The organism is Sphingobium phenoxybenzoativorans (assembly GCF_018286635.1).
Taxonomy (GTDB): Bacteria; Pseudomonadota; Alphaproteobacteria; order Sphingomonadales; family Sphingomonadaceae; genus Sphingobium; species Sphingobium phenoxybenzoativorans.
Map to the genome: position 1 here is coordinate 1,265,828 of NZ_CP073910.1, position 26,797 is coordinate 1,292,624.

Consider the following 26,797-nt stretch of genomic DNA (forward strand, 5'->3'; position numbering starts at 1 on the left):
GTCACCAGCGCTTTTCGAATTTGTTGCGAAGATAGATGGCCAACCCGTTCATCGCGAGCAGGAAAGCCAGAAGGACGATGATCGCCGCCGAGGTTTTTTCGACAAAGCCCTTCGAGACTTCATCGGACCAGAGGAAGATCTGCACCGGCAGCACGGTGGCGGGATCGGTCACGCCGCCCGGCGGCGTCGCGATGAAGGCGCGCATGCCGATCATCAGCAGCGGCGCCGTTTCGCCGAGCGCGCGGGCCATGCCGATGATCGTGCCGGTCAGGATACCGGGCAGGGCGAGCGGCAGCACATGGTGGAACACCACCTGCACGGGGCTTGCGCCGACGCCGAGCGCGGCGTCGCGGATGCTGGGTGGCACCGCCTTGATGGCGTTGCGCCCGGCGATAACGATGACCGGCATGGTCATCAGCGCCAGCGTCATGCCGCCGACCAAGGCCGCCGAGCGGGGGAAGTCGAGCAGATTGAGGAAGATGGACAGGCCGAGCAGGCCGAAGATGATCGAAGGCACCGCCGCCAGGTTGTTGATCGACACCTCGATAATGTCGGTCCACCAGGTCTTTGGGGCATATTCTTCAAGGTAGAGCGCCGTCGCGACGCCCACGGGGAAGCTGAGCGCCAATGTCACCAGCATGGTGAGCAGCGATCCTTTGAACGCGCCCCAAATGCCGACCTGCGTCGGGTCGGTGGCGTCGCTGGCGGTCAGGAACGATGCGTTGAAGCCGGTCGATACGGCGTTTGCCTGTGCGAGTTTGGCATAAGCGGCCTCCGCCTCCGGCGAACCCTTGCTCTTGGCGGCGAGGTCGATGGCGGTGGAGGAGGGGAGAGCAAGCGTTTCCTTTTTGCCCAGGATCGACGGGTCCGCCTTGATCGCGTCGCGCACGGTCAGCCAGGCGTTGGGCGAAAGCAACTCGTCTCCCTTCGGTCCGAATGCGGCGATGGCCGCAAGGTTCGTGACGTTGGGCAAACCGGCATTGGCGAGCGCCTGGTCCGCATTCGCGCCCTTCAGCGTTGCCGGGTCGACAACCATGGGCGCGGTGCTGAAGTCGATGGGCACGAGGATTTCAGTGCGGGTGAAACCGCGAATGCCGTTGCCGACCATGCTGATCAGCAGGAAAGCCAGGAAGCCGGCGGACACCAGCACTGCGGCAAGGCCAAGCAGGCGGAAGCGCCGTTCCGCGCCATAGCGGCGCGCAATGCGGCGGCGCATGACGTCCGACTTCCAATCGGTCGGGTTGCGGGGGGCGGTGTCGGTCATTCGTAGGCCTCCCGATATTTCTTCACGACCCGCAGCGCGACAATGTTGAGCAGCAGGGTGACGATGAAAAGCACCAGGCCAAGCGCGAAGGCGGCGAGCGTCTTGGCGCTGTCAAACTCCTGATCGCCGGTGAGGAGCTGGACGATCTGGGTCGTAACCGTCGTCACGCTGGAGAAAGGGTTGAGCGTCAGGTTGGCGGCAAGGCCCGCGGCCATCACCACGATCATGGTTTCGCCGATCGCGCGGCTGACGGCCAGCAGCACGCCGCCGACAACGCCGGGGAGCGCGGCGGGGATCAGCACGCGCTTGATCGTCTCGCTGGTGGTCGCGCCCATCGCCAGGCTGCCGTCGCGCATCGCCTGCGGCACGGCGGCGATGCTGTCATCCGCCATCGAAGAGACGAAGGGAATGATCATCACCCCCATGACGAGGCCCGCCGCCAGCGCGCTCTCCGATGATGCGCCGTGGATGCCGACGCTGACGGCCAGATCGCGCAGGGCCGGGGCAATGGTGAGCGCGGCGAAATAGCCGTAGACCACGGTCGGGACACCGGCCAGCACCTCAAGGATCGGCTTCATCCATTTGCGGGTGGTGGAACTGGCATATTGGGTGAGGTAGATCGCGCTCATTAGGCCCAGCGGGATCGCAACGGCCATGGCAATGATCGCGCCGATGAAGATCGTGCCCCAGAACAGCGGCACCGCGCCGAACGCATCGTCATTGCCGTAGCCGAGCGCCGCCGATTGCGGGCTCCATTTGGTACCGAACAGGAAGTCGATCGGGTTCACCATCGAGAAGAAGCGCAGCGATTCCCATAGCAGCGAAGCGACGATACCGACCGTGGTAATGATGGCGATCAGCGAAGCGAGCAGCAGCGTGCCCATGACCAGCCGCTCGACACGGGTGCGGGCGCGGAAGTCCGTCCGCATGCGTGTAAAGGCGTAGGCGGCCCCGGCGAAGGCCAGGATCAGCGAGAGGATCACGCCGCCGGTGGCGAAACGCGACTGCGCGTCACGATAGGGCTGGACCAACGGCTGGGCGAGGGGATTGAAGGCAGCCGCCTGCTTGCCTTGTGCGATGGCGCGCGCCTCGGCCAGGATCGCGCCGCGCGAGAAGGAGTCTTCAGGCAGCGCGCTCGCCGCCGGATTTTCCAGGACGCTGCCAGTCACCAGACCCGGCATCACATTGGTCCATACCGCCAGGAACAGGCAGGCGGGGAGCAGCGCCCACAGGGCGACATACCAGCCATGATAGGATGGCAGGCTGTGCATCGCGCCCTTCGGGGCCGCCGTCTGCAGGCGGGTCGCCCGTGCGCGGGCAACGACCCACGCCACGACGGCTAACCCCAGCAGGAGCATGAAAATGGCTGGACCTGTCACGCGGCGACCCTGTTCTGTTTTCCGGTAGGCACGCGGCTTATTTCAGGCTTGCGCCGTCCAGCACGGTCAGGTTCTTCACGGCCTCGGCGCTCGCCTTGCGCACATCGTCCGGCGAGGCGACCATGCCGCGCTTGGTCAGGTAACCGCCCGGCTCCCATCCCGCCGCGAAGGCTTCGAGATAGGCTTTCAGGCCCGGAATGGCGGCGATATGCGCCTTCTTCACATAGATGTAGAGCGGACGCGCACCCGGATACTGGCCGGTTGATACGGTTTCGTACGTCGCCTGCACGCCGTTCAGCGGAATGTCGTTCAGCGTGTCCTTGTTTTCCTCAAGGAAGCTGTAGCCGAAGATGCCGACGGCATTGGGGTTGGCGCCCAGCTTCTGCACGATCAGATTGTCATTCTCGCCGGAGTCGACATATTTGCCGTCCTCGCGGACGCGGGTGCAGGTCGCCTTGAACTCATCCTCATTCTTCTTTTTCAGTTCTTCCATCGCCGGGTCGCTCTCGCAGCCCTTGGTCAGGACCAGCTCGGCAAGCGAATCGCGCGTGCCGCTGGTGGATGGCGGGCCGAATACGGAGATGGGGATCGCAGGAAGCGACGGATCAACATCCTTCCACGTCTCGGTCTTGTTCGCGCCCTTGCCGAACGGATTGGCGGCCAGCGCCTTGTAGATCATCACCGGCGTCAGCTTCATGCCGGGGCCTTTTTTCGATTCGGCGAAAGCGAGGCCGTCAACGCCGACCTGGATCTCGATGATCTCCTTGACGCCATTCTTCTGGCACAGCTCGAACTCGCTTTTCTTGATGCGGCGCGAGGCGTCCTCAATGTCGGGATATTGCGCGCCGACGCCAGCGCAGAACAGCTTCATGCCGCCGCCCGTGCCGGTCGATTCGATGATCGGCGACTTCATGCCCGGATTGGCGTTCACGAACTGCTCCGCAACGGCGGTCGCGAACGGATAGACGGTGGACGATCCAACCGCGCGAATCTGATCGCGGGCGCTGCCGGAACCGCCGCCGCCGGCCTGATCTCCACAGGCGGAAAGCGAAAGGGCGGCGACGCCGATCAGAAGCGAATATTTCACCGGAATTCTCCTTGCGTTGGCCCATATGGTGCCTGGCTTGGCGCGGCCCTAGCGGCGCTTCATCGCGCCAGTGTGACAGTTCGGTTTCATTTTCATGACAATGGCCAAGGAAGCCATTGCGATCACAAAATTCAGTCCTCGCTGTCTGCGACTGGCAGCAGGATCGTCACAGTCGTGCCTTTTCCCATGACGCTGGCAATGTCGAGGCGGCCGCGGTGCCGCTCCACGACATGTTTGACGATGGCGAGTCCAAGGCCGGTGCCGCCCATCGCCCGGCTGCGGCCCGAATCGACGCGATAGAAGCGTTCGGTAAGGCGCGGCAGATGATCGGGCGCGATGCCTTCCCCCTCATCCGCAACAGTCAGGCGCACCATATGCGCGCTGCCCTGCGACAGTCCGACCGTGATCGGCGTGCCGGGGCGGCCATATTTTACGGCATTGCCCACCAGATTGTGCAGGAGCTGCGAAATCTGCGCCCGGTCGCCAAGGATCGCGCGGACATTGGGGTCGATGACGGCAACGACATCCTGCCCGCGTTCGCCATGGCTCTGACGATAGACGTCGGCGACTTCGGCGATCAGCCCGCCAAGGTCCACCGCAGAATCAGGCGGGCGATATTTCTCCGCCTCGATGCGGGACAGGGACATTAGGTCATCGACGAGACGCTGCATCCGCCGCGCCTCGCCCTCCATGATCTTCAGGAATCGCCCGCGCGTTTCCTCGTCCGCGCCGGTTGCGGGATCGGACAGCGTTTCGACGAAACCCAGGATCGCGGCAAGGGGCGTGCGCAGTTCGTGGCTGGCGTTGGCGACGAAATCGACGCGCATTTTTTCCGCTGCATGCGTGCCCGACCGGTCGCTCAGGTGGACAAGCCTGCGCGCCTCGCCAGGGTCGCTGGCGAGGGGAGCTATACGCATTTCCCAATGCTGCTCGCGGGTGCCCAGCCCGACCAGATTGATCGCCACGGGTTCGGCCATCGGCGCAGTGCTGGCCAGCCGTTCCGCCGCAGCGGGATGGCGGATGGCGATGCGCACATCCTCCCCGACGATATGCGCGCCGAGCAGGCGGAGGGCGGCGCGGTTGGCGCGCACCACCTTGCCCCTTGAGGACACCAGCATCGGTTCCGACACCGCTTCCAGCAGCCCGTCAAAGTCCGGGTTGCGCAATATGTCGTCATGGACCGGCGCAGGTTCGCCTATCACGGCGGCGGTCGGCGGCGGCGCTTTGTCCGCCAGCACGACCATCGCCAGCAGCCCGGCGGCGGCCGACACCAGCGCGCCCTCCCATCCGCCGCCAGCCAGCAGCATGGTGGCGGCCGCGCCCGACAGGACGATGACCAATGCGACGGCGATCTGAGTGGAGGAAAGGCGATTCATGGTTATCGTCGTAGATTATTCAGGCTATTGCTGCGATGGCAATGGCGCAGGGCCTGTGTGAATTTACCGTCATGCAAGGGAATATGCGGATAGTGATCGGATGAGTGACGAAATCGACGGAAAGTCAGGCGGTGCGAACAACGCCTCCGCCGAGGGTGAAAGCCTCGCCACGCCGACCCGCCGCCGTCTGTTGATGGGTGGCGCGGTGGCCGCGTCGGCCGTCATATCTATTCGTCCGGCGCTTGCGAGCACGGCCGCATCCGTACTTAATTGCCGCATCCCGGTGCCCGACCCGCCGCATTCCGGGCAGCATATCGCGCCTGACGGATCGCTGGTCCCCGCCGGAACCCAGGGCGCCGTGCCCGGCGCCGGACGTCCGTTCACGGGGGAGGAAGTGAAGGCGGCGCTGCGCGGCCGTCATCTTCCCGGCACCAGCTATGAACAAAATCAGGCCTATCTGAACTATATCCGCCGGTTGCAGTCGGGGACGAGCGGCTTCACCTGCTACGCATCCCTGCAGATGCCGCGCTGAGGATCGTCGCGGGCCAGGCAGGGATGGCGGAAAGCCGGTATCGCGCCGAACAGGGTGCCGAAATCATCGTCCAACCGCTCGACGATGTAACCCTCATCTACCATCGCCGGTCCGGCCAGACGCATATCGTGGTCAGTCCCGTGCCGGAGATACTGGCGGCATTGGCGGAAGGCGAAGCGGATGTACCCGCCATTCTAACCCGTCTGGCGCGCGACTATGACCTGGACGATCCGGGCGAAGCGCGCGCAGGGATAGCGGCGCATCTGGACGAGCTTGTTTCGCTCGGTCTGGTGACGAGGATATGAAGCACCGGATCATGCTGCGGATCGGCCCTGCGTCCTTCCGCATAGGATCTGCATGGCGGCAGCCCATAGCCGATCTCGCCCGGCTCTATGCGGCCTATCCGCAGCCGGCGGACGGCGTCGCCGATTTTACCGTGCGGCTGGAGCCTACCCGGCCATGGCGGCGGTTCGTCCGGCCTTCCGTCTTTATCGGCGGCGATCATATGCTTACGGATGCAGCCCCCATGGCGCTGGCGCACGGCCTGCTGGCGGCGGAAATGGGCATGAACATGCAAATGGCGCTCGGATGGCGCAGGCATGTGCTGCTCCATGCCTCATGCGTCGAAAAGGACGGCAGGGCGCTGGTGATGACCGGCGAGTCCGGGTCGGGTAAGTCGACATTGGCGGCCCAGCTCGGAGAACGCGGCTGGCGGTTGATGGGCGACGAATTCGCGCTGCTGGAGCCGGAGACCGGCGGCGTGTTCGCTTTTCCCCGGCTGGTCAGCCTGAAGAATCAGGCCATCGGCGTCATGCAGCGGGAGGCGCCGGAAGGCCGGTTCGGCCCGTTGATGCGTGACACGCCGAAGGGGGATATCCGGCATCTGGCGCCCGGAGCAGAGGCGGTAGCGCGCATGGATGAGGGCGCGATGCCGGCCCTGCTGCTGTTTCCCCGGTTCGGATTCGCGCCTGACATAAGGGAGGTCGGGCAGGGCGAAGCCTTCATGCGGCTTACCCAGGCTTCCACAAATTATGTCACGCTGGGCGAGGCTGGATTTTCGGCGTTGACCCGTTTCGTAACCGGCGTTCCCGCGCGCGCCATCGATTTCGACAGCGGTGAGACGGCCATTGGCATGATCGACCGGCTCTGGGCGGAACTGGCATGAGTGGCGCATTGCTGGTCGCGGTTCTCCGCAATCCTGCCGAGGCTGGCGATCTTGTTCCGGCTGAGTGGAATGCGCTGATCGCGGCCGCGCGGGCGGAAAGACTGATCGGCACCCTGGCGGTGCTGTTCCAAGATATCGCCGTGCCCGCATCCGTCTCGCCGATCCTGACCGATGCGCGGGGCGAGGTCGAGCGCGAGAAGCGGCAGGCGCTTTGGGAGGCCGATCGCGCCGCCGCAGCGATGGCGTCATGTGGCGTGCCTGTCATCTTGCTGAAGGGGACGGCCTATGCCGCCGCCGGACTGCGCGCGGGGGAAGGGCGCTTCATCGGCGATCTCGATATTCTGGTGCCGCGCGACCGGCTGGCGGATGTGGAGGCCGCCATTCTGGGCGCGGGTTGGGAATGGGTGAAGCCGGACCCGTATGACGATGATTATTACCGCCGCTGGATGCATGAGTTGCCGCCGATGATCCACAAGGAGCGGGACCGGATGATCGATATCCATCATACCGTCCTCCCGCTGACCGCGCGGCAGACGCCGGACGCCGCGGCGATGATCGCCAATGCCATAGCCATCGGTCACGGCCTCCACATACTTTCGTCCGAAGACCGGATATGCCACGCCGCCGCCCATTTGATCGCGGATGGCGACCTGGCCGGAGGATTGCGCAATCTCTGGGATATTCATTGCCTTTGCGGGGAAGCCGCCGCCGTGGATGCGGATTTCTTTCTGTCGCTCTTTGAAAGGGCCGCTGCGCACGGCCTGACCGATCCGGTCTGGCGCGCGCTGCGCCTTGCGCATCGCCTCTACGCAACGCCGGTGACGGCCTACCGGTCGCCCATTTCGGTGGACTACAGCCTCCGCAGAAGCGACCGGTTTTTCATCGCACGCTTGCTGGCGCGGGATGGATGGGGACGGGAAAGCCGGAAACTTCTGCGTTTCGCCTTTTTCGTGCGGTCGCACTGGCTGCGGATGCCGCCGATGATGCTTGCGCGGCATCTTTGGACGAAATGGCGAAAGGGCCATCGCCCCGCCTGACCTGGCGCACGGGGAGCCTCCGAAGAACTTAACCCATTATGGGTCAAGTAACTGATCTGGAGGGTATTTTTTCATATTCCGTTTACCGCGTACTGGCATCTCGCAAGGACAGTCGGGCGGGGTTCGGATAATGTTGCAGAAGTATGATCGCCTGTCATGGGTAGATCTTGCCAAAGGCATGGCTGTATTTCTGGTAGTCATGCACCATTCCAGCATTTATGAAAGATCGATATTTTCTCTGGGAATGGAGAATGACCTCATTTGGTCAAAGGTTGAGCTTGTATTCTACAATATAAGAATGCCGCTATTCTTCCTGATTTCGGGATTTCTTGCTTCCGGTATCGCATCGCGCGGAAAGGATCAGCTTAAGCTGCGTTCCGCGCTGCCCCTGACTTACGCCTATCTCCTTTGGTCTTTGATCCTGATGCAGATCGCGCCCAACTGGCCCGATGAAGGAATTGGGCAGGCGATTGGCTGGCGGCCGATTGCCGACATTGCGATGGGGAGCACGTTGGCCTGGTATCTTTGGGCTATCGTCCTGTCCTTCCTGCTGGCCTGGCTTATGCGCCGGCTGCCCGTTCCCGTCGCGCTTGTCCTGTCGATCCTTCTGGGCGTGTTCCTGGAAACGCATGACCATGTGCTGGGTGGACGCTTTCCCACGCTGGGAAGGCTGCTGCCCTTCTACATGATCGGCATTCGCTGCCCGGAGATGGTCCTGACGATCGTCCGCCGCCGCAAGTCCAGGGCGATCATCGTCGTGCTGTTCGCCTATATCATGCTGCATCGCTACTTCACGTCGATCTGGGCGGATTATGCCCGCGATCTGCTTGGGCTGGTGATCGGCCTGATGACCGCGGCGTGGGCCGCAAAGATAAGCCCGCGCCTGAGCGCCGCGATCGGGTGGCTGGGGCGGCGGACGCTGCCCGTCTATGTGATGCATTTCCCGATCGTTGCGATTCTGGGCGGGGCGTCCGTCCGCGCGCTAGGGTCGTTGAGCACTGGCCACCCGCTGGCGATTGTATACACGCCGGCGCTTGCGGCCATAACCGTCGCCCTGTGCCTCGTTATTCATATCGGCCTGTTGCGCATGCGGTGCGGATGGTTGTTCACCATGCCGCGATGGAAACGGGCGCAGGCGCCGATCGCGCCCCGAACGGTGGACAATCCGGCCTGATTCCTGCGCGGCATAGACGAAAGTATAGCGCAGAGCGCGCATTCACCTGCCACTTCTCATTGTTCGGTAAGCTTATTCCGGCCACTAAAGCGGAAAGGGAGCCGCCGAATGTCCGGCGCGAGCCGATGAGACGGGGAAGCGTGGGTGCGGCAAGGAAATTCGCAGGCCGGGAAGGCATTGACCGCGATATGCGTCTTTCTGATCATCATCGGCGGTTGGGCGGGCTATCGCTATTACGCTATGCAGAAACTCGCTTCGGCTCCTTTGCCGGATGGCGGCGGACGGCAGGGCCGGTGCGTGCTATGGTTTGTGGGCAGCTCCACCATCAATTACTGGACCTCGCTGGCGCAGGATATGGCCCCGTGGACGACGCATAATCGCGGGATCGCCGGCGCAGTATTCCCCCAGATCATCAGGCATTTCGAGGCGGATGAGAAGGTGCAGCCGCCAGAGGCGATCATGCTCTATGCGGGCGAGAACGACATCGCCAAGGGCAGCAATGCGGACAGGGAAATCGCCAATCTGAAAGCGTTTCTGGCCGTCAAGGACCGGAAATTTCCCCATACGCCGCTTTTCTTCATATCCACCAAGCCCAGCCCGACGCGCTGGGCGAGTTTTGCGGAACAGACCCGCTATAATAGCGCCGCGCGCGCATTGATTACCGCCCGCAAGGATGCGGCTTACGTCAATATCGTCCCGATGCTGCTGACAAGGGGCCGGCCCGGCAATTTCTATGTGGCTGACGGGGTGCACCTCAACCCGGAGGGATATAGGCGGGTGGCCGGCGTCATCCGGGGGGCGCTGGAAAGCGATCTGCCGGTCGAGAGGGTGCAGCAATGCCTGAGCGAACCGCTGGCGGGCCGCGACTGAGGCGCTGTTTCAGAATGAAGGACGGCGCTTTTCCCGGAAGGCGGCGACACCCTCGGCGAAGTCCGGCTTGGTGAGGGCGTCCCGGAACATCGCCAGCGTTTCGGCGTCGTCGTCTGTCTGCCCGTCAAGGATGCGGCGGATGATTGCCTTGGACGAGCGCACTGCATGCTGCGCATTCCCGGCGATTGTCTCTGCCAGCGCCATCGCCGCAGTCATCGGATCGACCGCCAGCTCATCCACCAGCCCGATCGTCAGTGCTTCCTCCGCCGATGCCAGCGCCCCGGTAAACAGGATGCGCTTGGCGCGCGCCGGGCCGACGAGATCGACCAGCAGCTTGGTATCGAACAGCGAATAGACGATGCCCAGTTTCGCTGGCGTGATGCCCAGCCGGGCGTCTGGCGATGCGATCCGCAGGTCGCAGGCGATGGCAAGGCCGCATCCGCCACCCACACAATCGCCGTCTATCGCAGCAATCACCGGTTTCGGTGCATGGGCGAGGGCATATTGGCTGGCGCGGATCGCCGCCTGATTGGCGACGCGCCAGTCTTCCCCGCCGCTCTTTTCCGCAAACTCCCCGATGTCCGCGCCCGCGCAGAACATGCGGGGTGTGGCCGAAGCGAGAATGAGAACGCGCACCGCATCGTCCTCCATCGCCTCCCGCACCAGAACGGGCAGCAATTCCCACATCGCCTGATTCATGGCGTTGCGCCGTTCCGGCCGGTCGATCAGCAGCCGGGCGATCGCACCCTCCCGCTCCAGCCGCAGCGTCACGGCCGGGGCCAGCTTTCGAGCAGGGGCACCAACTCATCGAAATGGTCGATCACTGCGTCCGCGCCCAGATCCTCTATCGCGCCGTCGACGAAGCCGAAGCTGACCGCGATGCTGGGAATGCCTGCGTTGCGCGCGCCCGCAATGTCGTTGATCGTGTCGCCCAGGAAGATGCAACGTCCGCCGCCCGCCCGTTCAATCATGGCGTGGATGGGGGCGGGATCGGGCTTCGACACGCCCACCGTGTCGCCGCCCACGATCGACGCGAACCGGTCGGCAAGGCCGATCTGCTTCATCAGCGGCACGGTGAACCGCTCCGCCTTGTTGGTGCAGATGGCGAGCTTCACTCCAGCCGACTCCAGAGCGTCCATCGCGTCCAGCAGGCCAGGATAGGGGAGGGTGTGGATGGCGAGGTTCTGCTCATAATAGTCGAGCAGCACCGGAAGCGAATCCGCCAGCATCTCGGCCGTGCATCCGCCCGATGCCGTCAAAGCGCGCTCCAGCATCACCTTGGCGCCCTTGCCGACAAAGGGTTTGATCTCCGTCACGGGGAAGGGCGGCCGGTCCAGCTTGCCGATGGCATAGTTCACGGCCGCCGCCAGGTCTCCGCTGGTGTCGAACAATGTTCCATCCAGGTCGAAGCCCACAATATCGAACGGGATCGGGTCGAAAGGGATTTGCGCCATGCCGCCGCCCATGCCTTCAGCCCTGTGGCAAAGGCAAGCCAAACATGGCAGAGGGGCGGCATCTTTTTCCCGCCTTCGGGGCTTATATCCGAGAGGCGGGCAGAACAGGAATGCATAAGTGACCTCTACCCCCAATCGTCCCCTTGCCATCGTCATCCTTGCCGCCGGGCAGGGCACGCGGATGAAATCGGCGCTGCACAAAGTGCTGCACCCGGTCGCCGGACGACCGATGCTGTTGCACCTGTTGGCGAGCGCCGCGGAGCTTGCGCCGGAACGGCAGGTCGTGGTGGTGGGTGCGGGCCGTGAGCAGGTTGAGGCTGCCGTTGCGGGGATGGGCGTCGCTGTGGCCGTGCAGGAGCAGCAGCTCGGCACCGGGCATGCCGTCGCGCAGGCGCATGACGCTTTGGCCGGGTTCGCGGGCGATGTGCTGATCCTCTATGGCGACGTGCCGCTGGTCAGCGCCGCGACGATGAAGGCGATGGTCGACCGCCTGAACCGGGGTGATGAACCGCGCGCCGTGGTGCTGGGCTTCCGCCCCGCCGATGCGGCCGCCTATGGCCGGATCATCGCGGACGGGCAGGGCGTCATTCAGAAGATGGTGGAATTTAAGGATGCGAGCGAGGCCGAGCGCACCGTGACGCTCTGCAATTCGGGCCTGATGGCGGTTCGCTCGACCGATCTGTTCGTGCTGCTCGACAGCATCGGCAATGAGAATGCGGCGGGCGAATATTATCTGCCCGATATCGTCATGCTGCCGGGCGGACAGAGCGCGGTGATCGAGACGGACGCGATAGAGGTTGCGGGCGTCAACAGCCGCATCGAACTGGCGGGGGTAGAGGCGGCGTGGCAGGCGCAGCGGCGGCTGGCGGCGATGCGCGACGGGGCGACGCTGGTCGCGCCCGATACGGTTTTCTTCAGCCATGACACGGTGCTTGGCCGCGATGTCGTGGTGGAGCCCAATGTCGTTTTCGGTCCGGGCGTGACGGTGGAGGATGATGTCGTCATCCACGCCTTTTCCCATATCGAGGGGGCGACAGTGCGCACCGGCGCGGAAATCGGCCCCTATGCGCGGTTGCGGCCCGGCGCGGACATCGGCCAAAAGGCAAAGGTCGGCAATTTTGTCGAGATCAAAAAGGCAGTGCTGGGCGAAGGCGCGAAAGCCAATCACCTCTCCTATATCGGCGACGCCAGCGTCGGCGCGAACGCCAATATCGGCGCGGGCACGATCACCTGCAATTATGATGGCTTCCTGAAATATAGGACGGAAATTGGCGCGGGAGCGTTCATCGGCTCCAACAGCGCGCTGGTCGCGCCGGTGAAGGTGGGTGACGGGGCGATCGTCGGCGCAGGATCGGTGCTGACCAAGGATGTCGAGGGCGACGCGCTCGCGGTGGCGCGGGGGAAGCAGGCGGTGATCGCTGGCTGGGCGGCGAAATTCCGGGCGACGATGGCGGCGAAGAAGGCCGGGAAGTAAAGTCTTTGCAAAACCGTTCGGGCTGAGCCTGTCGAAGCCTTCTACTGCGCGCAGCGACGTGCCTTCACTTCGTTCGGGCGTGCCCTTCGACACTGACACGAGTCACGTGCCTCGTATCAGCAGGGCGAACGGGGCGTGTAGGGTGCTCCTGCGAAAGCAGGAGCCCAGGCCCTCGGTTCGAACTGGACTCCTGCCTGCGCAGGAGCACGATCCTCTTGGTAGCTGTAAAACCCTCCCCGAACCGTTTGTAATTGCCGTCCAAGGCCCTAGGATGCTCTCCCAATATAATAGGAGAGCGATATGATCGTGATGTTCGTCGGCGTCGATCGGGTCGAAACGGCAGTGAATGCCTCACAGGTCACTTTCATCTCATCCGTTACGGACGGCACCCGCATCCGCTTTGGCGAGGGGCGCAGCGTAACGGTGACGGAGCCGATTGCGGAGGTCGTCGAAACCCTGAACCGCACGATCCGCCCGCACGAATAAGGGCTGTTTCTCTCTCGCTTCCGTTCGTTTCGAGCTTGTCCAGGAACAGGCGCGCAGGCTTCTCGACTGCGCTCGAAGCGAACGGAGTGCAGGATTTTCCCTACCGTAAGCGTGCTCTTGCGCAGGCAGGAGTCGAGGCCCGCCGTCTGAACTGGGTTCCTGCGTTCGCAGGAACACGCTGGATTCCAGCCCTCACCCCTCAGCCAAAATCCGCGCGGCGACAGCCTCGGCTACCTTGATGCCGTCCACGCCAGCGGACAGGATGCCGCCCGCAAAGCCCGCGCCTTCGCCCGCCGGGAAGAGGCCGGCCGTGTTGACGCTCTGCAAATCCTTGCCGCGGTTGATGCGTATGGGGGAGGAGGTGCGGGTCTCGACCCCGGTCATCACTGCGTCGGGATGGTCGTAGCGGGGGATTTGGCGGCCGAAGGCGGGCAGGGCTTCGCGGATCGCATCGGTCACGAAATCAGGCAGGCATTCGCGCAGGTCGGTCAGGTGTACGCCCGGCCGGTAGGATGGCAGCACCTCGCCAAATTCGCTCGACGGGCGCCGGGCGAGGAAGTCGCCGACCTTCTGCCCCGGCGCCTGATAATTGGACCCGCCCGCGACGAAAGCGAGGGACTCCCAGTGGCGTTGCAGGTCGATGCCTGCGAGCGGGTGGCCGGGATAGTCGCGCTGCGGGTCGATGCCGACGACGATGCCGGAATTGGCGTTGAACTCCTTGCGGGAATATTGGCTCATGCCGTTGGTGACGACGCGGCCGGGTTCCGATGTCGCGGCCACCACACGGCCACCTGGACACATGCAGAAGCTGTAGACGGTGCGGCCGTTGCTGCAGTGATGAGACAGGCTGTACGCCGCTGCGCCGAGGTCCGGGTGTCCGGCGCAGGGGCCAAAGCGCGCCTTGTCGATCCAGGATTGCGGATGCTCGATGCGGACGCCGATGGAGAAAGGCTTGGCCTCGATATCGACACCGCGATCATACAGCGTGCGGAACGTCTCGCGCGCGCTGTGGCCGACCGCGAGCACGACATGATCGGCCGCCAGATAGTCGCCGGTATGAAGATGCAGACCGCGCAGCCTCCTGGTCCCGTCCGGAGCGGTCTCGATATCGAAATCCTCGACCCGCCGCTCGAACCGGTATTCGCCGCCCAGTTCCTCGATCGTCCGGCGCATGCTCTCCACCATGGTGACGAGGCGGAAGGTGCCGATGTGCGGATGCGCTTCGGTCAGGATTTCCGGCGGAGCGCCCGCCTTTACGAACTCAGTCAGGACCTTGCGGCCCAGGAAGCGGGGATCCTTGATCTGGCTGTAGAGCTTGCCGTCGGAGAAGGTGCCCGCGCCGCCCTCGCCGAACTGCACGTTGGATTCCGGATTCAGCTCGCTGCGCCGCCACAGGCCCCATGTATCCTTGGTCCGCTCCCGCACCACCTTGCCGCGTTCCAGAATGATCGGGCGAAGGCCCATCTGCGCGAGGATCAGGCCCGCAAACAGGCCGCACGGCCCAGCGCCGATCACCACAGGCCGTTTGTCGCGTTCGATCCCGTCGAAGTTTGCGACCGGGCGATAGGCCGTGTCCGGCGTTTGCCTGACATGCGGGTCGTTGGCGAATTTTTTCAGGATCGCCGCCTCGTCCGCGACGGTCACGTCAATGGAATAGACCATCAGGATCGCAGATTTCTTGCGCGCATCGTTGGCGCGCCGTGCGACGGCGAGATCGATCAGCGCCTCGTCGGCAATGCCAAGCCGCTCCAGCACGGCGGCGCGCAGGGCTTCGGGCGGATGCCCGAGCGGCAGTTTGATATCGGAAAGGCGGAGCATGGCGGCCGCCTTTAGCCGGTTGGGAGGGGTTGCGCCATAAGGATGGGTGCAACAACTCTAGATAACTAAACCGTTCGGGCTGAGCTTGTCGAAGCCCTGCCCTTACCTGAAGGCAGTGCAGCCCTTCGACAAGCTCAGGGCGAACGGGGAAGGGCGCGCGCCTATTCCGCAGGCGTCAGTTTCAGCAGCCGCCCCTGCGATCCTCTATTGCCGTCCTCCAACAACCATAGCGCACCGTCCGGTCCCTGCTCTACCTCACGGATGCGGGCGCCCATGTCCCACTGGTCGGCCTTCGACGCGGTTTCGCCGTTTATCTTTACGCGGATCAGCGCCTCGCTCGACAGGCCGCCAAGGAATAGCGATCCCTTCCACTGCGGGAACATCGCGCCGCTATAATAGAGGAGGCCGCCGGGCGAGATGGCCGGGTTCCACCAGACCTTCGGGGCTTCGAAACCGTCCCCGGCCTTGTGGTCGGGGATGTCGCGGCCGTCATAATGGCTGCCGTTCGACGCCCTGGGCCAGCCATAGTTGAGGCCGGGCTTGATCAGGTTGATCTCGTCGCCGCCCTGCGGACCCATCTCCTGTTCCCACAGCCGTCCGTCGCCGTCGAAGGCGATGCCGAGCAGATTGCGGTGGCCGTAGGACCAGATGGCCGGGTTGAACCCTTTCGACGATAGTGGATTGCCGCGTGCGGCGGTGCCGTCAAGATTGAGGCGCAATACCTTGCCCAGTGTCGATTTGGGGTCTTGCGCGGGATCGAATTTCTGCCGGTCTCCATTGGTGAAGAACAAGTAGCGGCCGTCGGGCGAAAAGGCGATGCGGCCGGAATAATGGCCGTTGCCCTCCACCTTGGGGTCGCCGCGGAAAATGACCTTCACGCCGTCCAGCTTCGTCGCGCCGTCGCTCGCTTGATCGAATCTGCCCGTCGCGAGGGCCACGCCTTTTCCGCCTTCGCCCGCCTCGGAGAAGCTGAAATAGACCATGTGATTGCTGTCGAACTGGGGCGACAGGACGACGTCCATAAGTGCGCCTTGGCCGGCGCTGTCGACCTCCGGAATGCCGGAGACGGGAATTTTCGTACCATTCCGGGGATCAAACAGCAGCATCTCGCCAGCCTTTTCCGTCACCAGCATGCGGCCGTCGGGTATGAAGGTCATCGCCCAGGGAGAGTCGAAATCGGCTATGATAGATGTCCTGAACGGCTTGTCGGCGGCGGGCGCATTCTGACCGGTCGCATTGTCGGCCGAACAGGCGAGAAGGATCAGGGGGAGGGCGGTTGCCGATATTTTTCGCATTGTCTCGACTCCGTTCGCCCTGAGCATGTCGAAGGGCCGTACTTCTTAAGAAAAGTCAGGGCTTCGACAAGCTCAGCCCGAACGGAGTTGGGGATTCCGTGACGGAGATAATGACTGTCGCGCAAATCAGTTGCGTAACATTGCATATCTGCCTATATCGCCCCTGCTTACCTACATCGTTAAACATGTCAGGGCCGGCTCCGAAAGGGACCGGTGGCAACGAACCTACCTGTCTTACGGAGACCCGATGGCGGATATCGCCGCGTTGACGCAGATGATCGAACCAGAGGTGAAGGCCCTGGGTTTCGATCTCGTGCGCGTGAAGCTGTTTGGGTCCGGCGACGAGCGCACGCTGCAGATCATGGCGGAGCGCCCGGATACGCGGCAGTTGGTGATAGAGGATTGCGCGACGATTTCGCGCCGCCTGTCGGACCTGCTGGATGAGACGGACCCCATCGAGGAAGCCTACCGGCTGGAGGTCAGTTCGCCCGGCATCGACCGGCCGCTGACGCGTCTGCACGACTTTGCCGACTGGGCCGGGCATGAGGCGCGGATCACCACGCATGACGCGGTCGAGGGGCGCAAGACGTTCAAGGGATTGCTTGTCGGACTGACGGGTGAGGACGTCGAACTGCACGATGCCAAGGTGGGCGAGGTCGTCATCGCCTTCGCCAATATCAACAGCGCGAAGCTGGTGCTGACCGACGCGCTCATTTCTGCTACCATGCCGCTTTCCTCGCAGGGCGCGGACGAAATCGAAACGGAAGGATAAGGGTTCCAACGATGGCCAACGCCATTTCCGCCAACAGGGCCGAACTGATCGCGATCGCAAACAGCGTCGCCAGCGAGAAGATGATCGACAAGTCCATCGTCATCGAGGCGATGGAAGACGCGATCCAGCGCGCGGCCCGCGCCCGCTACGGCGCAGAGAACGACATCCGCGCGAAGCTGGACCCGGACACCGGCGACCTGCGCCTGTGGCGCGTGGTCGAAGTGGTTGAGCTGGTTGAGGACTATTTCAAGCAGGTGGACCTGAAGCAGGGCCAGAAGCTGCAGAAAGGCGCCGCCATCGGCGACTTCATCGTCGATCCGCTGCCCCCGATCGACCTTGGCCGCATCGACGCCCAGTCGGCCAAGCAGGTGATTTTCCAGAAGGTCCGCGACGCCGAGCGCGAGCGCCAGCATGAGGAGTTCAAGGACCGCGTGGGTGAGATCATCACCGGCGTCGTCAAGTCGGTCGAGTTCGGCCATGTCGTCGTCAATCTTGGCCGGGCCGAGGGCGTCATCCGCCGCGATCAGCAGATCCCGCGCGAAGTCGTGCGCGTCGGCGACCGCATCCGGTCGATCATCCTCAACGTCCGCCGCGAAAACCGTGGGCCGCAGATTTTCCTCAGCCGCGCGCATCCCGACTTCATGAAGAAGCTGTTCGCGCAGGAAGTGCCGGAAATCTACGACGGCATCATCGAGATCAAGGCTGCGGCTCGCGATCCGGGCAGCCGCGCGAAGATCGGCGTCATCAGCCGCGATTCCGGCATCGATCCGGTCGGCGCGTGCGTCGGCATGAAGGGCAGCCGCGTGCAGGCCGTCGTGCAGGAAATGCAGGGCGAGAAGATCGACATCATCCCCTGGTCGGAAGATACGGCGACCTTCGTCGTCAACGCCCTCCAGCCCGCGACCGTCAGCCGCGTCGTCATCGACGAGGATGAGAGCCGGATCGAAGTCGTCGTTCCCGACGATCAGCTCTCGCTCGCCATCGGCCGTCGTGGCCAGAATGTCCGTCTCGCCAGCCAGCTTACCGGTTCGGCCATCGACATCATGACCGAGGCCGACGCCAGCGAGAAGCGCCAGAAGGAATTCGTCCAGCGGTCCGAAATGTTCCAGAACGAGCTGGATGTCGACGAGACGCTGTCGCAGCTTCTGGTCGCCGAGGGCTTCGGCGAGCTGGAAGAAGTCGCCTATGTCGGTCTGGACGAACTGGCCTCGATCGAAGGTTTCGACGACGAGCTGGCCGAGGAACTGCAGAGTCGCGCGCAGGAAGCGCTGGAGCGTCGCGAAGCCGCCGCCCGCGAGGAACGCCGCGGTCTGGGCGTCGAGGATGCGCTGGCCGACATGCCGCACCTGACCGAAGCGATGCTCGTCACGCTGGGCAAGGCGGGCATCAAGACGCTCGACGATCTCGCTGATCTCGCCACCGACGAACTGGTGCAGAAGAAGCGCGTCGACCAGCGCCGCCGCCGCGAGGCGCAAGAGGACAAGGGCGGCGTTCTCGCCGAATATGGCCTCAGCGACGAGCAGGGCAATGAGATTATCATGGCCGCTCGCGCGCACTGGTTTGCGGACGAGGAAGCGGAAGCAGGGGAGGACGCCGATGTTGCGGAAACCTCCCAATGACACGCTAGGGTTTAGCGAAGGCCAGGGCGCGACCACACGCCTCCCCCATGCAGGGAGGGGCCTGTGACCGAGCGCCGCTGCATATTATCCGGTGATCGCGCTGATCCCGAAGGGCTGGTGCGCCTCGCGCTTGGCCCGGATGGACAGGTTGCGCCCGACGTCCGCGCCAAGGCGCCAGGGCGGGGGGCGTGGATTGGCGTGTCCCGCGCCGAACTGGAAAAGGCGCTGGTGAACGGCAAGCTTAAGGGTGGGCTCGCCCGCGCGTTCAAGACCGGCGATTTCACGCTGGATGCCGATCTGCCAGAGCGGATCGACGCGGCATTGCGGCAGGCGGTTCTGGACCGGCTGGGGCTGGAGGCGCGGGCTTCGATGCTGGTGACGGGATCGGAAAAGATCGACGTCGCGGCGCGGCGGGGGCAGGTCGTCATGCTGCTCCATGCAGCCGATGCGCGCCCGGACGGCAGCCGGAAACTCGACCAGGCTTTGCGCGTCGGCCAGGAGGCCGAGGGCAGCGATCTGGCCGGCATCGTCTTGCCTCTGGAGCGGGACGCCCTATCTATGGCGATGGGCCGCGAGAATGTCGTCCATGTCGCGGTGACCGATCAGCGGGCAGCCGACCGCCTGGCGGCCGTCCTTGGCCGCTGGCAAAGCTATCTCGGATGCGCTAATGGGGCGCCTTCGCGCGCGATTTCGACCGGAATGGACGGAGTCGATGCCGGCGGGGGCGTGGCAGCCGATCAGGTTTGAAACTATCGGCCGTGGCCAATGTGCCGCGCGCCTGCATATGTGAAGTGAAGGGTTCAGTTTAGTCGATGAGTGACAGCAAGGAAGACAAGCCGGTTCTGGGCCGCAAGCCGCTGGGCATCAAGCGGACCGTGGAATCCGGCCAGGTGCAGCAAAGCTTCAGCCATGGCCGCAAGAATACGGTCGTGGTCGAGGTGAAGCGGCGCCGTATCCTGGGCAAGCCCGGCGAAGCGGGCGTGGAGGCGGCTCCCGCCCCTGCGCCTGAGCCGGTTGTCGCTGCGCCTGCTCCGCGCCCGGCTGCGCCTCCGCCGCCGCCCGCCCGTCCTGCTCCGCAGCCGAGCCTGCTTTCGCGGCAGGAAATGCAGGCGAAGCTGCTGCGCGAGGCGGAAGAAGCCCGCATGGCTGCGCTGGAAGATGCGCGCCGCCGCGATGACGCCCAGCGTCAGGCCGCCAGCGAAGAAGAAAAGCGCCGCGCGGAAGAAAACCGCCGGGCCGAAGCGGAAGCGCCAGCCGTTGCCGCTCCCGAACCGGAAGCCGCTTCAGCAGTGGAAGCCGTGGCCGAGGTGGAAGCGCCCGCCGCGACCGAGGCGGCGGAAACCGCGCACACCGGCGATCATCCGCCGCCGCGCCGCTTTACGCCCGTTGCTCCGGTCAAGCGCCCGGAACCGGTCAAGCCGGATCGCACGAAGCGCAGCGAACATGATCGCCGTCAGTCCGGCAAGTTGACCGTCACGCGCGCCCTCGCCGATGACGACAGCGCCCGCGCGCGCAGCCTTGCGGCGCTCAAGCGCGCCCGTGAAAAGGAACGCCGCGCCCATTCCGGCGGCCGTCAGCAGCCGCGCGAGAAGCAGAGCCGCGACGTGGTGGTGCCAGAGGCGATCACCATTCAGGAACTCGCCAATCGTATGGCGGAAAAGGGCGCCGATCTGGTCAAGGCGCTGTTCAAGATGGGTACGCCCGTCACGATCAACGATGTTATTGATCAGGATACGGCGGAACTGCTGGTCGAGGAATTCGGCCACCGCATCCAGCGCGTGTCGGAGTCCGACATCGAAATCGGTATCGAAGGCGATCAGGATGCGCCTGAGACGCTGAAGCCGCGTGCGCCCGTCGTAACGATCATGGGCCATGTCGATCATGGCAAGACGTCGCTGCTGGACGCCCTGCGCGGTACAGATGTGGTGCGTGGCGAAGCCGGCGGCATCACCCAGCATATCGGCGCCTATCAGGTAAAGACCAAGGGCGGCGACATCATCACTTTCCTCGATACGCCGGGCCATGAGGCGTTCACGGAAATGCGCGCCCGCGGCGCGAACGTCACGGATATCGTCATCCTGGTGGTGGCGGCCGATGACGGCCTGATGCCGCAGACGATCGAGGCGATCAACCACACCAAGGCGGCCGGCGTGCCGATGATCGTGGCGATCAACAAGGTCGACAAGCCGGAAGCCAATCCACAACGCATTCGCGAGCGTCTGCTGGAGCATGAGATCGTCGTCGAGGATCTGGGCGGCGACGTTCAGGATGTGCAGGTGTCGGCGCTCAAGAAGACCGGCCTCGACGAACTGATCGAGAAGATTCTGCTCCAGGCCGAACTGCTTGAACTGACCGCCAATCCCGATCGCGCAGCCGAAGGCAATGTGATCGAGGCGAAGCTGGACAAGGGCCGTGGCCCAGTCGCGACCGTATTGGTCCGTCGCGGCACGCTGAAGGTCGGCGATAATTTCGTCGTCGGCGCGGAGAGCGGCAAGGTGCGCGCCATGGTCAACGACAAGGGCGAGAATGTGAAGGTCGCCGGTCCGTCAGCGCCGGTCGAGGTGCTTGGTCTGTCCGGCGTGCCGATGGCGGGCGATCAGCTCTCCGTCGTCGAGAATGAGGCGCGCGCCCGCGAGGTCGCCGCCTATCGTTCGGAACTCGCCACCAAGAAGCGCACCACTGCTGCGCCGACCAGTGTGGAGCATATGTTCTCCGCCCTCAATGCGACGGTCATCGAATATCCGATCGTGGTGAAGGCGGATGTGCAGGGTTCGGTCGAAGCGATTGTCGGCGCGCTCAACCGGGCGTCCACCGACGAGATCAAGGTGCGTGTCCTGCATTCGGGCGTCGGTGCGATCACTGAGTCCGACGTGACGCTCGCCGCCGCGTCGCGCGCGCCGCTGATCGGCTTCAACGTCCGCCCGAACGCCAAGGCGCGCGTCCTGGCGGAGCGGGACAAGGTGTCGCTGCGCTATTATGACGTGATCTACGACCTGATCGAAGAAGTGAAGGGCGAGATGGCTGGCCAGCTCGCGCCCGAACGCATCGAGACGATCGTCGGCCGCGCCGAGGTTCTGCAAGTCTTCCCGGCTGGCAAGAAGGACAAGGCGGCTGGTCTGCTCGTCATGGACGGCATCATTCGCAAGGGCCTCAACGCGCGTCTCACCCGCGACGATGTTATCGTTTCGCGCACGACCATCGCATCCCTCCGCCGTTTCAAGGACGATGTGTCCGAAGTCCGCGCGGGCATGGAATGCGGCGCGATGCTGCAGGACACGAACGACATCAAGGTGGGCGATACGCTCGAACTGTTCGAGGTCGAGGAACGCCAGCGCACGCTGTAACGGGAGGCGCATCGCCCTGGCAAATACCGGGGGGGTGCGCCTGCTGGCGGTTACTTGCTCCTGAGATTCCGGCGCTCGCCGGGATGACGAGGATTGGTTATGGCAATTCCCTCATCCGAAGGTCCGTCCGTCCGCGTTCTGCGCGTGGGCGAGCAGGTGCGCCACGTGCTGTCGGAAATCCTGATGCGCGGAGACGTGCATGACGATGTGCTTGCCAATCATGTGGTGAGCATTACCGAGGTGCGCATGTCCCCGGACCTGCGCCATGCGACCGCCTTCATCAAGCCGCTGCTGGGCAAGGATGAGGAAGCGGTGCTGAAGGCGCTGCGCACCAATACCGCCTATCTGCAGCGCGAGGTGGCGAAACGCATCAAGCTGAAATATGCGGCGAAGCTGAAGTTCATCGCGGACGAAAGTTTCGATGAAGGAAGCCATATCGACAAGTTGCTGCGCGATCCGAAGGTGGCGCGCGATCTGGACGGCGGCGACTGAATAACGGGAGTATCGGGCATGCGCAGGATAATGGTTGCGGCGGTTGCATTGCTTTCCCTCTCGCCAGTCCATTCGTCTCTGCAAGCCAAGGAAACCGTCCACCGCGCCGTCATCGCCGATCCCGCTGTTGATGCGGCAATTCCGGCGGGCATGAGCGCATTCGTCATTCCGGCGAAGGACGGCGCGATGAATGCGGTCATGTATACGGCGGCGGGGCGCGGGCCGCATCCGACATTGCTCCTGCTGCACGGTTTTCCGGGGAACGAGCAGAATCTGGATCTGGCGCAGGCTGCGCGGCGGGCCGGATGGAATGTGCTGACGCTGCATTACCGGGGGTCCTGGGGCAGCCCCGGACGCTTCAGCTTCGGCGGAGCGGCGGAGGATGCGCATAGCGCGCTCGCTTTCCTGCGGGACCCCGCGACCGTTTCGAAATATCGGATCGACACCAAATATATCGCCGTGGCGGGCCATAGCATGGGCGGGTTCATGGCGGCCGATGCGGCTGCGGATGATCCGCAGGTGGCGGGCCTATTCCTCATCGACGCCTGGGACCCTTCCGCCACGGTCGAAGCGCTTTCGACGCCCGCCGGTGTTGCGGCATGGAAGGAGGAAGTCGCGGGCGACCTGCCGCCGCTCGTGGGAACGAGCTATGATGCGCTGACCGCCGAGATCAGCGGCAATGCGGAGCGTTTTGACTTGGGTAGGCGCGTGCTGTCCTATGGCAACCGGCCACTGGTACTGGTCGGCGCCGAGCGTGGCATCGGCGCGATGTCGCGGGCGGTGGCTGGGGAAGCGCAGTCCGCTGGCGCGGCGGCCCAACTGTCAATCTGGCCGACCGATCACAGCTTTTCCGACAAGCGCATAGCGCTGGCCGATCTGCTGATCCGCTGGCTCGACCAAGTAGCGCCGCCAATCCCCTGATGGCCAAGCTCTATTTCTATTATTCCTCGATGAATGCGGGGAAATCGACCACCCTGTTGCAGTCCAGCTTCAATTACCGGGAGCGGGGCATGCACACGATGCTGTGGACCGCCGAGATTGATCACCGCTATCAGGCCGGACATATCACCTCCCGCATCGGCCTGGACACGCAAGCCAATAGTTTTGGCGCCGATACGGATATCCGGGCGGCGGTGGAGGCCGAGCATGCGCGAATGCCGATCGCCTGCGTGCTGGTGGATGAAGCGCAGTTCCTGACGCGGGCGCAGGTGCTGCAGCTTGCGTCCATTTGCGACCAGCTCAATATTCCCGTGCTCTGCTATGGGTTGCGCACGGATTTCCGCGGCGACCTGTTTGAGGGGAGCGCGCAGTTGCTGGGCATCGCCGACACGCTGAGCGAGATCAAGACAGTGTGCGATTGCGGGCGCAAGGCGACGATGAACCTACGCGTGGATGGGGAGGGGCGGGCCATCCGTTTCGGCGATCAGACGGAGATTGGCGGCAATGACCGTTATATCGCCCTGTGCCGTCGGCATTTCATGGAGCGGGTCGATGGCTATCGCTGATCTCGCGGCGCTTGCCGCGCCGCTGGAGGCGGGCGACGTTCGCCTCGAACTGCTAGCGGAGCGTCATGTCGAACCGTTGCGGGCGGCCTGCGCGCGGGACGCGGATATATGGCATATCTATCCAATGTCGTGGGCGGGCGACCATTTCGACGGCGCGCTGGCGCAGACGGAACGGTTCCATGGCAGCCGGGGATGGGTGCGTTTCGCCGTACTGCACCGGGGCGTTGTGGTGGGCATGACCAACTATATCGATCCCGATAGCGTCAGCAGGACCCTGGAGATTGGCGGCACCTATATAGAGCCTTCTGTGCGGGGCAGCGGTTTCAACGGCGTCATGAAGCGGCTGATGATCGAGCATGCCTTCGCCTGCGGTTTTACCCGTATCGAGATACGGGTGGACACGCGCAACAAGCGGTCCATGGCGGCGGTGCTGAAGCTGGGGGCGATGCATGAGGGCACCCTACGCCGTAATCGCGTGACCTGGACCGGCTATGTGCGGGACACGGCGATATTCGGCCTGCTGAAAGAAGATTGGCGCGGCGGATATTAGGGCGAGGAGTCCATGGGGTGCGGGGTGGAGAAGGGACTTTCTGCTTTTAGCCCTCTCCCGTTTACGGGAGAGGGTTGGGTGAGGGTTTTGCGTATTCGCCAGAAGAGGCGCGAGCCTTCGGCTCGCTTGCCCTCATCCAACTACGCCTAGTTCGCTGCGCTCCCAAGGCTCCGTATCCTTCTCCCGCCTGCGGGAGAAGGTTTTCGACGTCCAGAAATGGCCGTTTCCGGTGAGGCATCTTCTGAGAACAACCGGCCACGCTCGGCACATGCATGAAAGAGGGCAATTATCCCTCTAGTCGATCACGCATTCAGTTTTTCTGCCTTTCTGACGCGTCCTTTCTGGCCTTGTTGGCTGTTACGGCTGAATCCCATGTGGCCCAATCGATTGCGCGTCCGGGATAGGCGACTTTTGCGAAGGGCCAATCTTTTCTCATCCACCCGACGACCCAATGATAAAGCTCGGCATCGAAGCCCGCGTCATATTCGTCCTTGGTCACCCACAGTCTGACCACGGCGTCATAGCCTTCAACGGTGCTGGGATAGACATAAACGCAACCTCGCTCGCGGCTGCCATCCGGCGTGAGTATGGCATAGGCGAAGGACGTACGGTTCCTGAATCTCGCCTGTTCGGTTTCCATGTCCCGCATGGCGTCGGCATCGGAGATGTCCTTGTGCGGCCAATCGGTGCTGCGCGTGAACGTCTTTTGCAGATGTTCGATCGACGACATGTAGGCCTTGAAATCCACCTTCGCCAAATCGGGGCCGAGCGGCACGATCTTGAATTTTTTGGTTTCCACCAGAATGGGAACGGTGAAATCTTCAGGGACCAAAGGTGAAGCGGGCTTGGCTTCTTGCGTTACCGCCGACGCCTGTCCCATGACGGGCGTAGGGGCCTCGTTCGCCGCTGATGCTTCTACCGGGGCCAAGCACCCCGCCATTGTCAGCGTCGTTAAAGCCAGACCCAGAGCCGCGTTCCTGACATTCAAACCCATCATGTCCGCTCCTCAAGATTGCGCGTACCCATGCCGCGTGAAGTCGATGCGATCAGGCGCCCTGTGGACGGTAACTTCATGACGGAAAATATCATCGATCACATCAAAACCTAGTTCCTGGTCACTGCCAGACCGGCAACCATAAGTCTAAGAGTTACGATCCTCCCACGTTTCCAGCAGCCGTAAAATGCTTTAGGGCGCGCCGATGCACGGCTGGATCATCCTCGACAAACCCCATGGCCTTGGTTCGACACAGGCCGTCGGCGCGGTGAAGCGCGCTTTGCGGGAGGCGGGCGCGGGTAAGGCGAAGGTCGGACATGGCGGGACGCTGGACCCGCTGGCGACAGGCGTGCTGCCGGTCGCGATCGGCGAGGCGACGAAGCTCGCCGGGCGGATGCTGGACAGCGACAAGATATATGATTTCACCATCGCCTTCGGTACGCAGACGGACACGCTCGACCTGGAAGGGGCCGTGATTGCGGAGAGCGATGTGCGGCCCACGCTGGCGGAGGTGGAGGCTATATTGCCTCGCTTTACTGGCGCGATAGAGCAGGCTCCTCCCGCCTATTCCGCTATCAAGGTCGATGGCCAGCGCGCCTATGATCTGGCGCGCGCCGGGCAGGATGTGGAGATGAAATTGCGGGCCGTGACCATTCACGCACTCACTCCCGTTCGGTTCGAGCCTGCCAAGGATGAAACGCTGTCGTCGGTCACCCTGACCGCCCATGTGTCCAAGGGAACCTATATCCGCTCTCTTGCGCGCGACATCGCATCGGCGCTCGGCACCGTCGGGCATGTGACCATGCTTCGCCGCGTGAAGGCGGGGCCGTTCACGCTGGATCAGGCGATTTCTCTGGACAATTTGCGCGATGCTGCTAGGGAGCGCGCCATCGCGCAGCTTATGCTGCCGTTGACGGCGGGGCTGGACGACATCCCGGCTCTCTCCGTCACTCCCCAAGAGGCACAGGCGCTCCGTCAGGGACGTACTCTCGTGGGGAAACCCTGCACGCAGGGCCTCCTGCTGGCGACGGAAGGCGAAACGCCGGTCGCGCTGGTCGAGGCTTCCGGCCCGGAAATCCGGGTGGTGCGGGGCTTTAATCTCTAGTTTTC

General features: G+C 63.7%; 26 protein-coding genes. 17 read left to right on the forward strand and 9 right to left on the reverse strand.

The genetic code is table 11. The annotated features are described in order from the left end of the window. Position 1: 1 nt before the first annotated feature. From pstA to KFK14_RS06160, 4 genes are all read right to left on the reverse strand, one after another. Positions 2–1,264 carry a phosphate ABC transporter permease PstA gene (gene pstA / locus KFK14_RS06145; RefSeq protein WP_246524921.1) on the reverse strand — a complete coding sequence of 421 codons (1,263 nt, stop codon included), beginning with the start codon at positions 1,262–1,264 and terminating at the stop codon, positions 2–4. Then, positions 1,261–2,643, reverse strand: coding sequence for a phosphate ABC transporter permease subunit PstC (gene pstC / locus KFK14_RS06150; protein WP_212610246.1), 1,383 nt, complete (start codon positions 2,641–2,643; stop codon positions 1,261–1,263). Before pstC ends, pstA begins: the two co-directional genes overlap by 4 nt. Before the next feature lie 37 nt (positions 2,644–2,680). Next, positions 2,681–3,730 carry a substrate-binding domain-containing protein gene (locus tag KFK14_RS06155; RefSeq protein ID WP_212610247.1) on the reverse strand — a complete coding sequence of 350 codons (1,050 nt, stop codon included), beginning with the start codon at positions 3,728–3,730 and terminating at the stop codon, positions 2,681–2,683. Between the two features lie 131 nt (positions 3,731–3,861). Further along, positions 3,862–5,106, reverse strand: coding sequence for an ATP-binding protein (locus KFK14_RS06160; RefSeq protein ID WP_212610248.1), 1,245 nt, complete (start codon positions 5,104–5,106; stop codon positions 3,862–3,864). A 193-nt stretch (positions 5,107–5,299) separates the two neighbouring features. Here KFK14_RS06160 and KFK14_RS06165 point away from each other — a divergent pair, with 193 nt between their 5' ends. The 6 genes from KFK14_RS06165 (at position 5,300) to KFK14_RS06190 (ending at position 9,884) form a co-directional block, all read left to right on the forward strand. Further along, positions 5,300–5,638, forward strand: coding sequence for a hypothetical protein (locus KFK14_RS06165; RefSeq protein WP_246525025.1), 339 nt, complete (start codon positions 5,300–5,302; stop codon positions 5,636–5,638). Positions 5,639–5,661: 23 nt separating this feature from the next. Continuing rightward, on the forward strand, positions 5,662–5,943 hold the full coding sequence (locus tag KFK14_RS06170) for an HPr-rel-A system PqqD family peptide chaperone (protein ID WP_212610249.1): 282 nt from the start codon (positions 5,662–5,664) through the stop codon (positions 5,941–5,943). Continuing rightward, positions 5,940–6,803, forward strand: coding sequence for an HprK-related kinase A (locus tag KFK14_RS06175; RefSeq protein WP_212610250.1), 864 nt, complete (start codon positions 5,940–5,942; stop codon positions 6,801–6,803). The genes KFK14_RS06170 and KFK14_RS06175 overlap by 4 nt, the downstream gene beginning before the upstream one ends. Next, positions 6,800–7,840 carry a nucleotidyltransferase domain-containing protein gene (locus tag KFK14_RS06180; protein WP_212610251.1) on the forward strand — a complete coding sequence of 347 codons (1,041 nt, stop codon included), beginning with the start codon at positions 6,800–6,802 and terminating at the stop codon, positions 7,838–7,840. The genes KFK14_RS06175 and KFK14_RS06180 overlap by 4 nt, the downstream gene beginning before the upstream one ends. Before the next feature lie 130 nt (positions 7,841–7,970). Continuing rightward, positions 7,971–9,014, forward strand: coding sequence for an acyltransferase family protein (locus KFK14_RS06185; protein ID WP_212610252.1), 1,044 nt, complete (start codon positions 7,971–7,973; stop codon positions 9,012–9,014). Between the two features lie 177 nt (positions 9,015–9,191). Beyond that, complete coding sequence (locus tag KFK14_RS06190; RefSeq protein ID WP_212610253.1) at positions 9,192–9,884, forward strand: GDSL-type esterase/lipase family protein; 693 nt, start codon at positions 9,192–9,194, stop codon at positions 9,882–9,884. A gap of 9 nt (positions 9,885–9,893) precedes the next feature. Here KFK14_RS06190 and KFK14_RS06195 read toward each other — a convergent pair whose 3' ends face one another. Beyond that, positions 9,894–10,655, reverse strand: coding sequence for an enoyl-CoA hydratase/isomerase family protein (locus KFK14_RS06195; protein WP_212610254.1), 762 nt, complete (start codon positions 10,653–10,655; stop codon positions 9,894–9,896). Beyond that, positions 10,652–11,338, reverse strand: coding sequence for an HAD family hydrolase (locus KFK14_RS06200; protein WP_212610255.1), 687 nt, complete (start codon positions 11,336–11,338; stop codon positions 10,652–10,654). Before KFK14_RS06200 ends, KFK14_RS06195 begins: the two co-directional genes overlap by 4 nt. A gap of 118 nt (positions 11,339–11,456) precedes the next feature. On the opposite strand from KFK14_RS06200, the gene glmU reads away from it, so the two are divergent. Continuing rightward, positions 11,457–12,812: a bifunctional UDP-N-acetylglucosamine diphosphorylase/glucosamine-1-phosphate N-acetyltransferase GlmU gene (glmU, locus tag KFK14_RS06205; protein WP_212610256.1), complete on the forward strand. Its 1,356-nt coding sequence runs from the start codon at positions 11,457–11,459 to the stop codon at positions 12,810–12,812. 300 nt (positions 12,813–13,112) lie between these two features. Then, entirely contained in the window at positions 13,113–13,298 is a 186-nt protein-coding gene (locus KFK14_RS06210) for a hypothetical protein (protein WP_070151546.1), read from the forward strand. A gap of 192 nt (positions 13,299–13,490) precedes the next feature. On the opposite strand, the gene KFK14_RS06215 is transcribed toward KFK14_RS06210, so the two are convergent. Together KFK14_RS06215 and KFK14_RS06220 are read right to left on the reverse strand one after the other, a co-directional pair. Further along, a complete protein-coding gene (locus KFK14_RS06215) occupies positions 13,491–15,116 on the reverse strand; it encodes an NAD(P)/FAD-dependent oxidoreductase (RefSeq protein ID WP_212610257.1) in 1,626 nt (541 codons plus the stop codon). Between the two features lie 161 nt (positions 15,117–15,277). Next, entirely contained in the window at positions 15,278–16,411 is a 1,134-nt protein-coding gene (locus tag KFK14_RS06220) for a PQQ-dependent sugar dehydrogenase (protein ID WP_212610258.1), read from the reverse strand. A 247-nt stretch (positions 16,412–16,658) separates the two neighbouring features. Here KFK14_RS06220 and rimP point away from each other — a divergent pair, with 247 nt between their 5' ends. From rimP to KFK14_RS06260, 8 genes are all read left to right on the forward strand, one after another. After that, positions 16,659–17,183 carry a ribosome maturation protein RimP gene (gene rimP / locus KFK14_RS06225; protein WP_070151552.1) on the forward strand — a complete coding sequence of 175 codons (525 nt, stop codon included), beginning with the start codon at positions 16,659–16,661 and terminating at the stop codon, positions 17,181–17,183. A gap of 11 nt (positions 17,184–17,194) precedes the next feature. Further along, positions 17,195–18,802: a transcription termination factor NusA gene (nusA, locus tag KFK14_RS06230; protein WP_212610259.1), complete on the forward strand. Its 1,608-nt coding sequence runs from the start codon at positions 17,195–17,197 to the stop codon at positions 18,800–18,802. Positions 18,803–18,865: 63 nt separating this feature from the next. Further along, positions 18,866–19,549 (forward strand): DUF448 domain-containing protein, encoded by a 684-nt coding sequence (locus KFK14_RS06235; protein WP_212610260.1) that lies wholly within the window; start codon positions 18,866–18,868, stop codon positions 19,547–19,549. Between the two features lie 65 nt (positions 19,550–19,614). Continuing rightward, positions 19,615–22,146 (forward strand): translation initiation factor IF-2, encoded by a 2,532-nt coding sequence (gene infB, locus KFK14_RS06240; protein WP_212610261.1) that lies wholly within the window; start codon positions 19,615–19,617, stop codon positions 22,144–22,146. A gap of 99 nt (positions 22,147–22,245) precedes the next feature. Further along, a complete protein-coding gene (gene rbfA / locus KFK14_RS06245; RefSeq protein ID WP_212610262.1) occupies positions 22,246–22,638 on the forward strand; it encodes a 30S ribosome-binding factor RbfA in 393 nt (130 codons plus the stop codon). 18 nt (positions 22,639–22,656) lie between these two features. Continuing rightward, a complete protein-coding gene (locus KFK14_RS06250) occupies positions 22,657–23,559 on the forward strand; it encodes an alpha/beta hydrolase (RefSeq protein ID WP_212610263.1) in 903 nt (300 codons plus the stop codon). After that, positions 23,559–24,143 carry a thymidine kinase gene (locus KFK14_RS06255; protein ID WP_212610264.1) on the forward strand — a complete coding sequence of 195 codons (585 nt, stop codon included), beginning with the start codon at positions 23,559–23,561 and terminating at the stop codon, positions 24,141–24,143. The genes KFK14_RS06250 and KFK14_RS06255 overlap by 1 nt, the downstream gene beginning before the upstream one ends. Then, the gene (locus KFK14_RS06260; RefSeq protein ID WP_212610265.1) at positions 24,130–24,693 is read left to right on the forward strand and encodes a GNAT family N-acetyltransferase; all 564 of its coding nucleotides are present in this window, start codon (positions 24,130–24,132) and stop codon (positions 24,691–24,693) included. Before KFK14_RS06255 ends, KFK14_RS06260 begins: the two co-directional genes overlap by 14 nt. 310 nt (positions 24,694–25,003) lie before the next feature. Here the strand turns inward: KFK14_RS06260 and KFK14_RS06265 are convergent, their stop codons facing one another. Beyond that, complete coding sequence (locus KFK14_RS06265; RefSeq protein ID WP_425516658.1) at positions 25,004–25,690, reverse strand: twin-arginine translocation pathway signal protein; 687 nt, start codon at positions 25,688–25,690, stop codon at positions 25,004–25,006. Positions 25,691–25,892: 202 nt separating this feature from the next. Between KFK14_RS06265 and truB the strand changes: the two genes are divergently transcribed. Next, positions 25,893–26,792 (forward strand): tRNA pseudouridine(55) synthase TruB, encoded by a 900-nt coding sequence (gene truB, locus KFK14_RS06270; protein WP_212610266.1) that lies wholly within the window; start codon positions 25,893–25,895, stop codon positions 26,790–26,792. Positions 26,793–26,797 lie beyond the last annotated feature (5 nt).

What these genes read in the sequence shown, in the direction of transcription:
- KFK14_RS06175 (WP_212610250.1), top strand. Translation starts at nt 5,940, where the DNA reads ATGAAGCACCGGATCATGCTGCGGATCGGCCCTGCGTCCTTCCGCATA.
- KFK14_RS06160 (WP_212610248.1), bottom strand. Translation starts at nt 5,106, where the DNA reads ATGAATCGCCTTTCCTCCACTCAGATCGCCGTCGCATTGGTCATCGTC.
- KFK14_RS06215 (WP_212610257.1), bottom strand. Translation starts at nt 15,116, where the DNA reads ATGCTCCGCCTTTCCGATATCAAACTGCCGCTCGGGCATCCGCCCGAA.
- KFK14_RS06170 (WP_212610249.1), top strand. Translation starts at nt 5,662, where the DNA reads ATGGCGGAAAGCCGGTATCGCGCCGAACAGGGTGCCGAAATCATCGTC.
- infB (WP_212610261.1), top strand. Translation starts at nt 19,615, where the DNA reads ATGAGTGACAGCAAGGAAGACAAGCCGGTTCTGGGCCGCAAGCCGCTG.
- KFK14_RS06265 (WP_425516658.1), bottom strand. Translation starts at nt 25,690, where the DNA reads ATGATGGGTTTGAATGTCAGGAACGCGGCTCTGGGTCTGGCTTTAACG.
- KFK14_RS06250 (WP_212610263.1), top strand. Translation starts at nt 22,657, where the DNA reads ATGCGCAGGATAATGGTTGCGGCGGTTGCATTGCTTTCCCTCTCGCCA.
- KFK14_RS06220 (WP_212610258.1), bottom strand. Translation starts at nt 16,411, where the DNA reads ATGCGAAAAATATCGGCAACCGCCCTCCCCCTGATCCTTCTCGCCTGT.
- KFK14_RS06260 (WP_212610265.1), top strand. Translation starts at nt 24,130, where the DNA reads ATGGCTATCGCTGATCTCGCGGCGCTTGCCGCGCCGCTGGAGGCGGGC.
- KFK14_RS06180 (WP_212610251.1), top strand. Translation starts at nt 6,800, where the DNA reads ATGAGTGGCGCATTGCTGGTCGCGGTTCTCCGCAATCCTGCCGAGGCT.
- KFK14_RS06185 (WP_212610252.1), top strand. Translation starts at nt 7,971, where the DNA reads ATGTTGCAGAAGTATGATCGCCTGTCATGGGTAGATCTTGCCAAAGGC.
- rimP (WP_070151552.1), top strand. Translation starts at nt 16,659, where the DNA reads ATGGCGGATATCGCCGCGTTGACGCAGATGATCGAACCAGAGGTGAAG.
- pstA (WP_246524921.1), bottom strand. Translation starts at nt 1,264, where the DNA reads ATGACCGACACCGCCCCCCGCAACCCGACCGATTGGAAGTCGGACGTC.
- KFK14_RS06210 (WP_070151546.1), top strand. Translation starts at nt 13,113, where the DNA reads ATGATCGTGATGTTCGTCGGCGTCGATCGGGTCGAAACGGCAGTGAAT.
- KFK14_RS06255 (WP_212610264.1), top strand. Translation starts at nt 23,559, where the DNA reads ATGGCCAAGCTCTATTTCTATTATTCCTCGATGAATGCGGGGAAATCG.
- KFK14_RS06165 (WP_246525025.1), top strand. Translation starts at nt 5,300, where the DNA reads ATGGGTGGCGCGGTGGCCGCGTCGGCCGTCATATCTATTCGTCCGGCG.
- rbfA (WP_212610262.1), top strand. Translation starts at nt 22,246, where the DNA reads ATGGCAATTCCCTCATCCGAAGGTCCGTCCGTCCGCGTTCTGCGCGTG.
- truB (WP_212610266.1), top strand. Translation starts at nt 25,893, where the DNA reads ATGCACGGCTGGATCATCCTCGACAAACCCCATGGCCTTGGTTCGACA.
- KFK14_RS06200 (WP_212610255.1), bottom strand. Translation starts at nt 11,338, where the DNA reads ATGGCGCAAATCCCTTTCGACCCGATCCCGTTCGATATTGTGGGCTTC.
- nusA (WP_212610259.1), top strand. Translation starts at nt 17,195, where the DNA reads ATGGCCAACGCCATTTCCGCCAACAGGGCCGAACTGATCGCGATCGCA.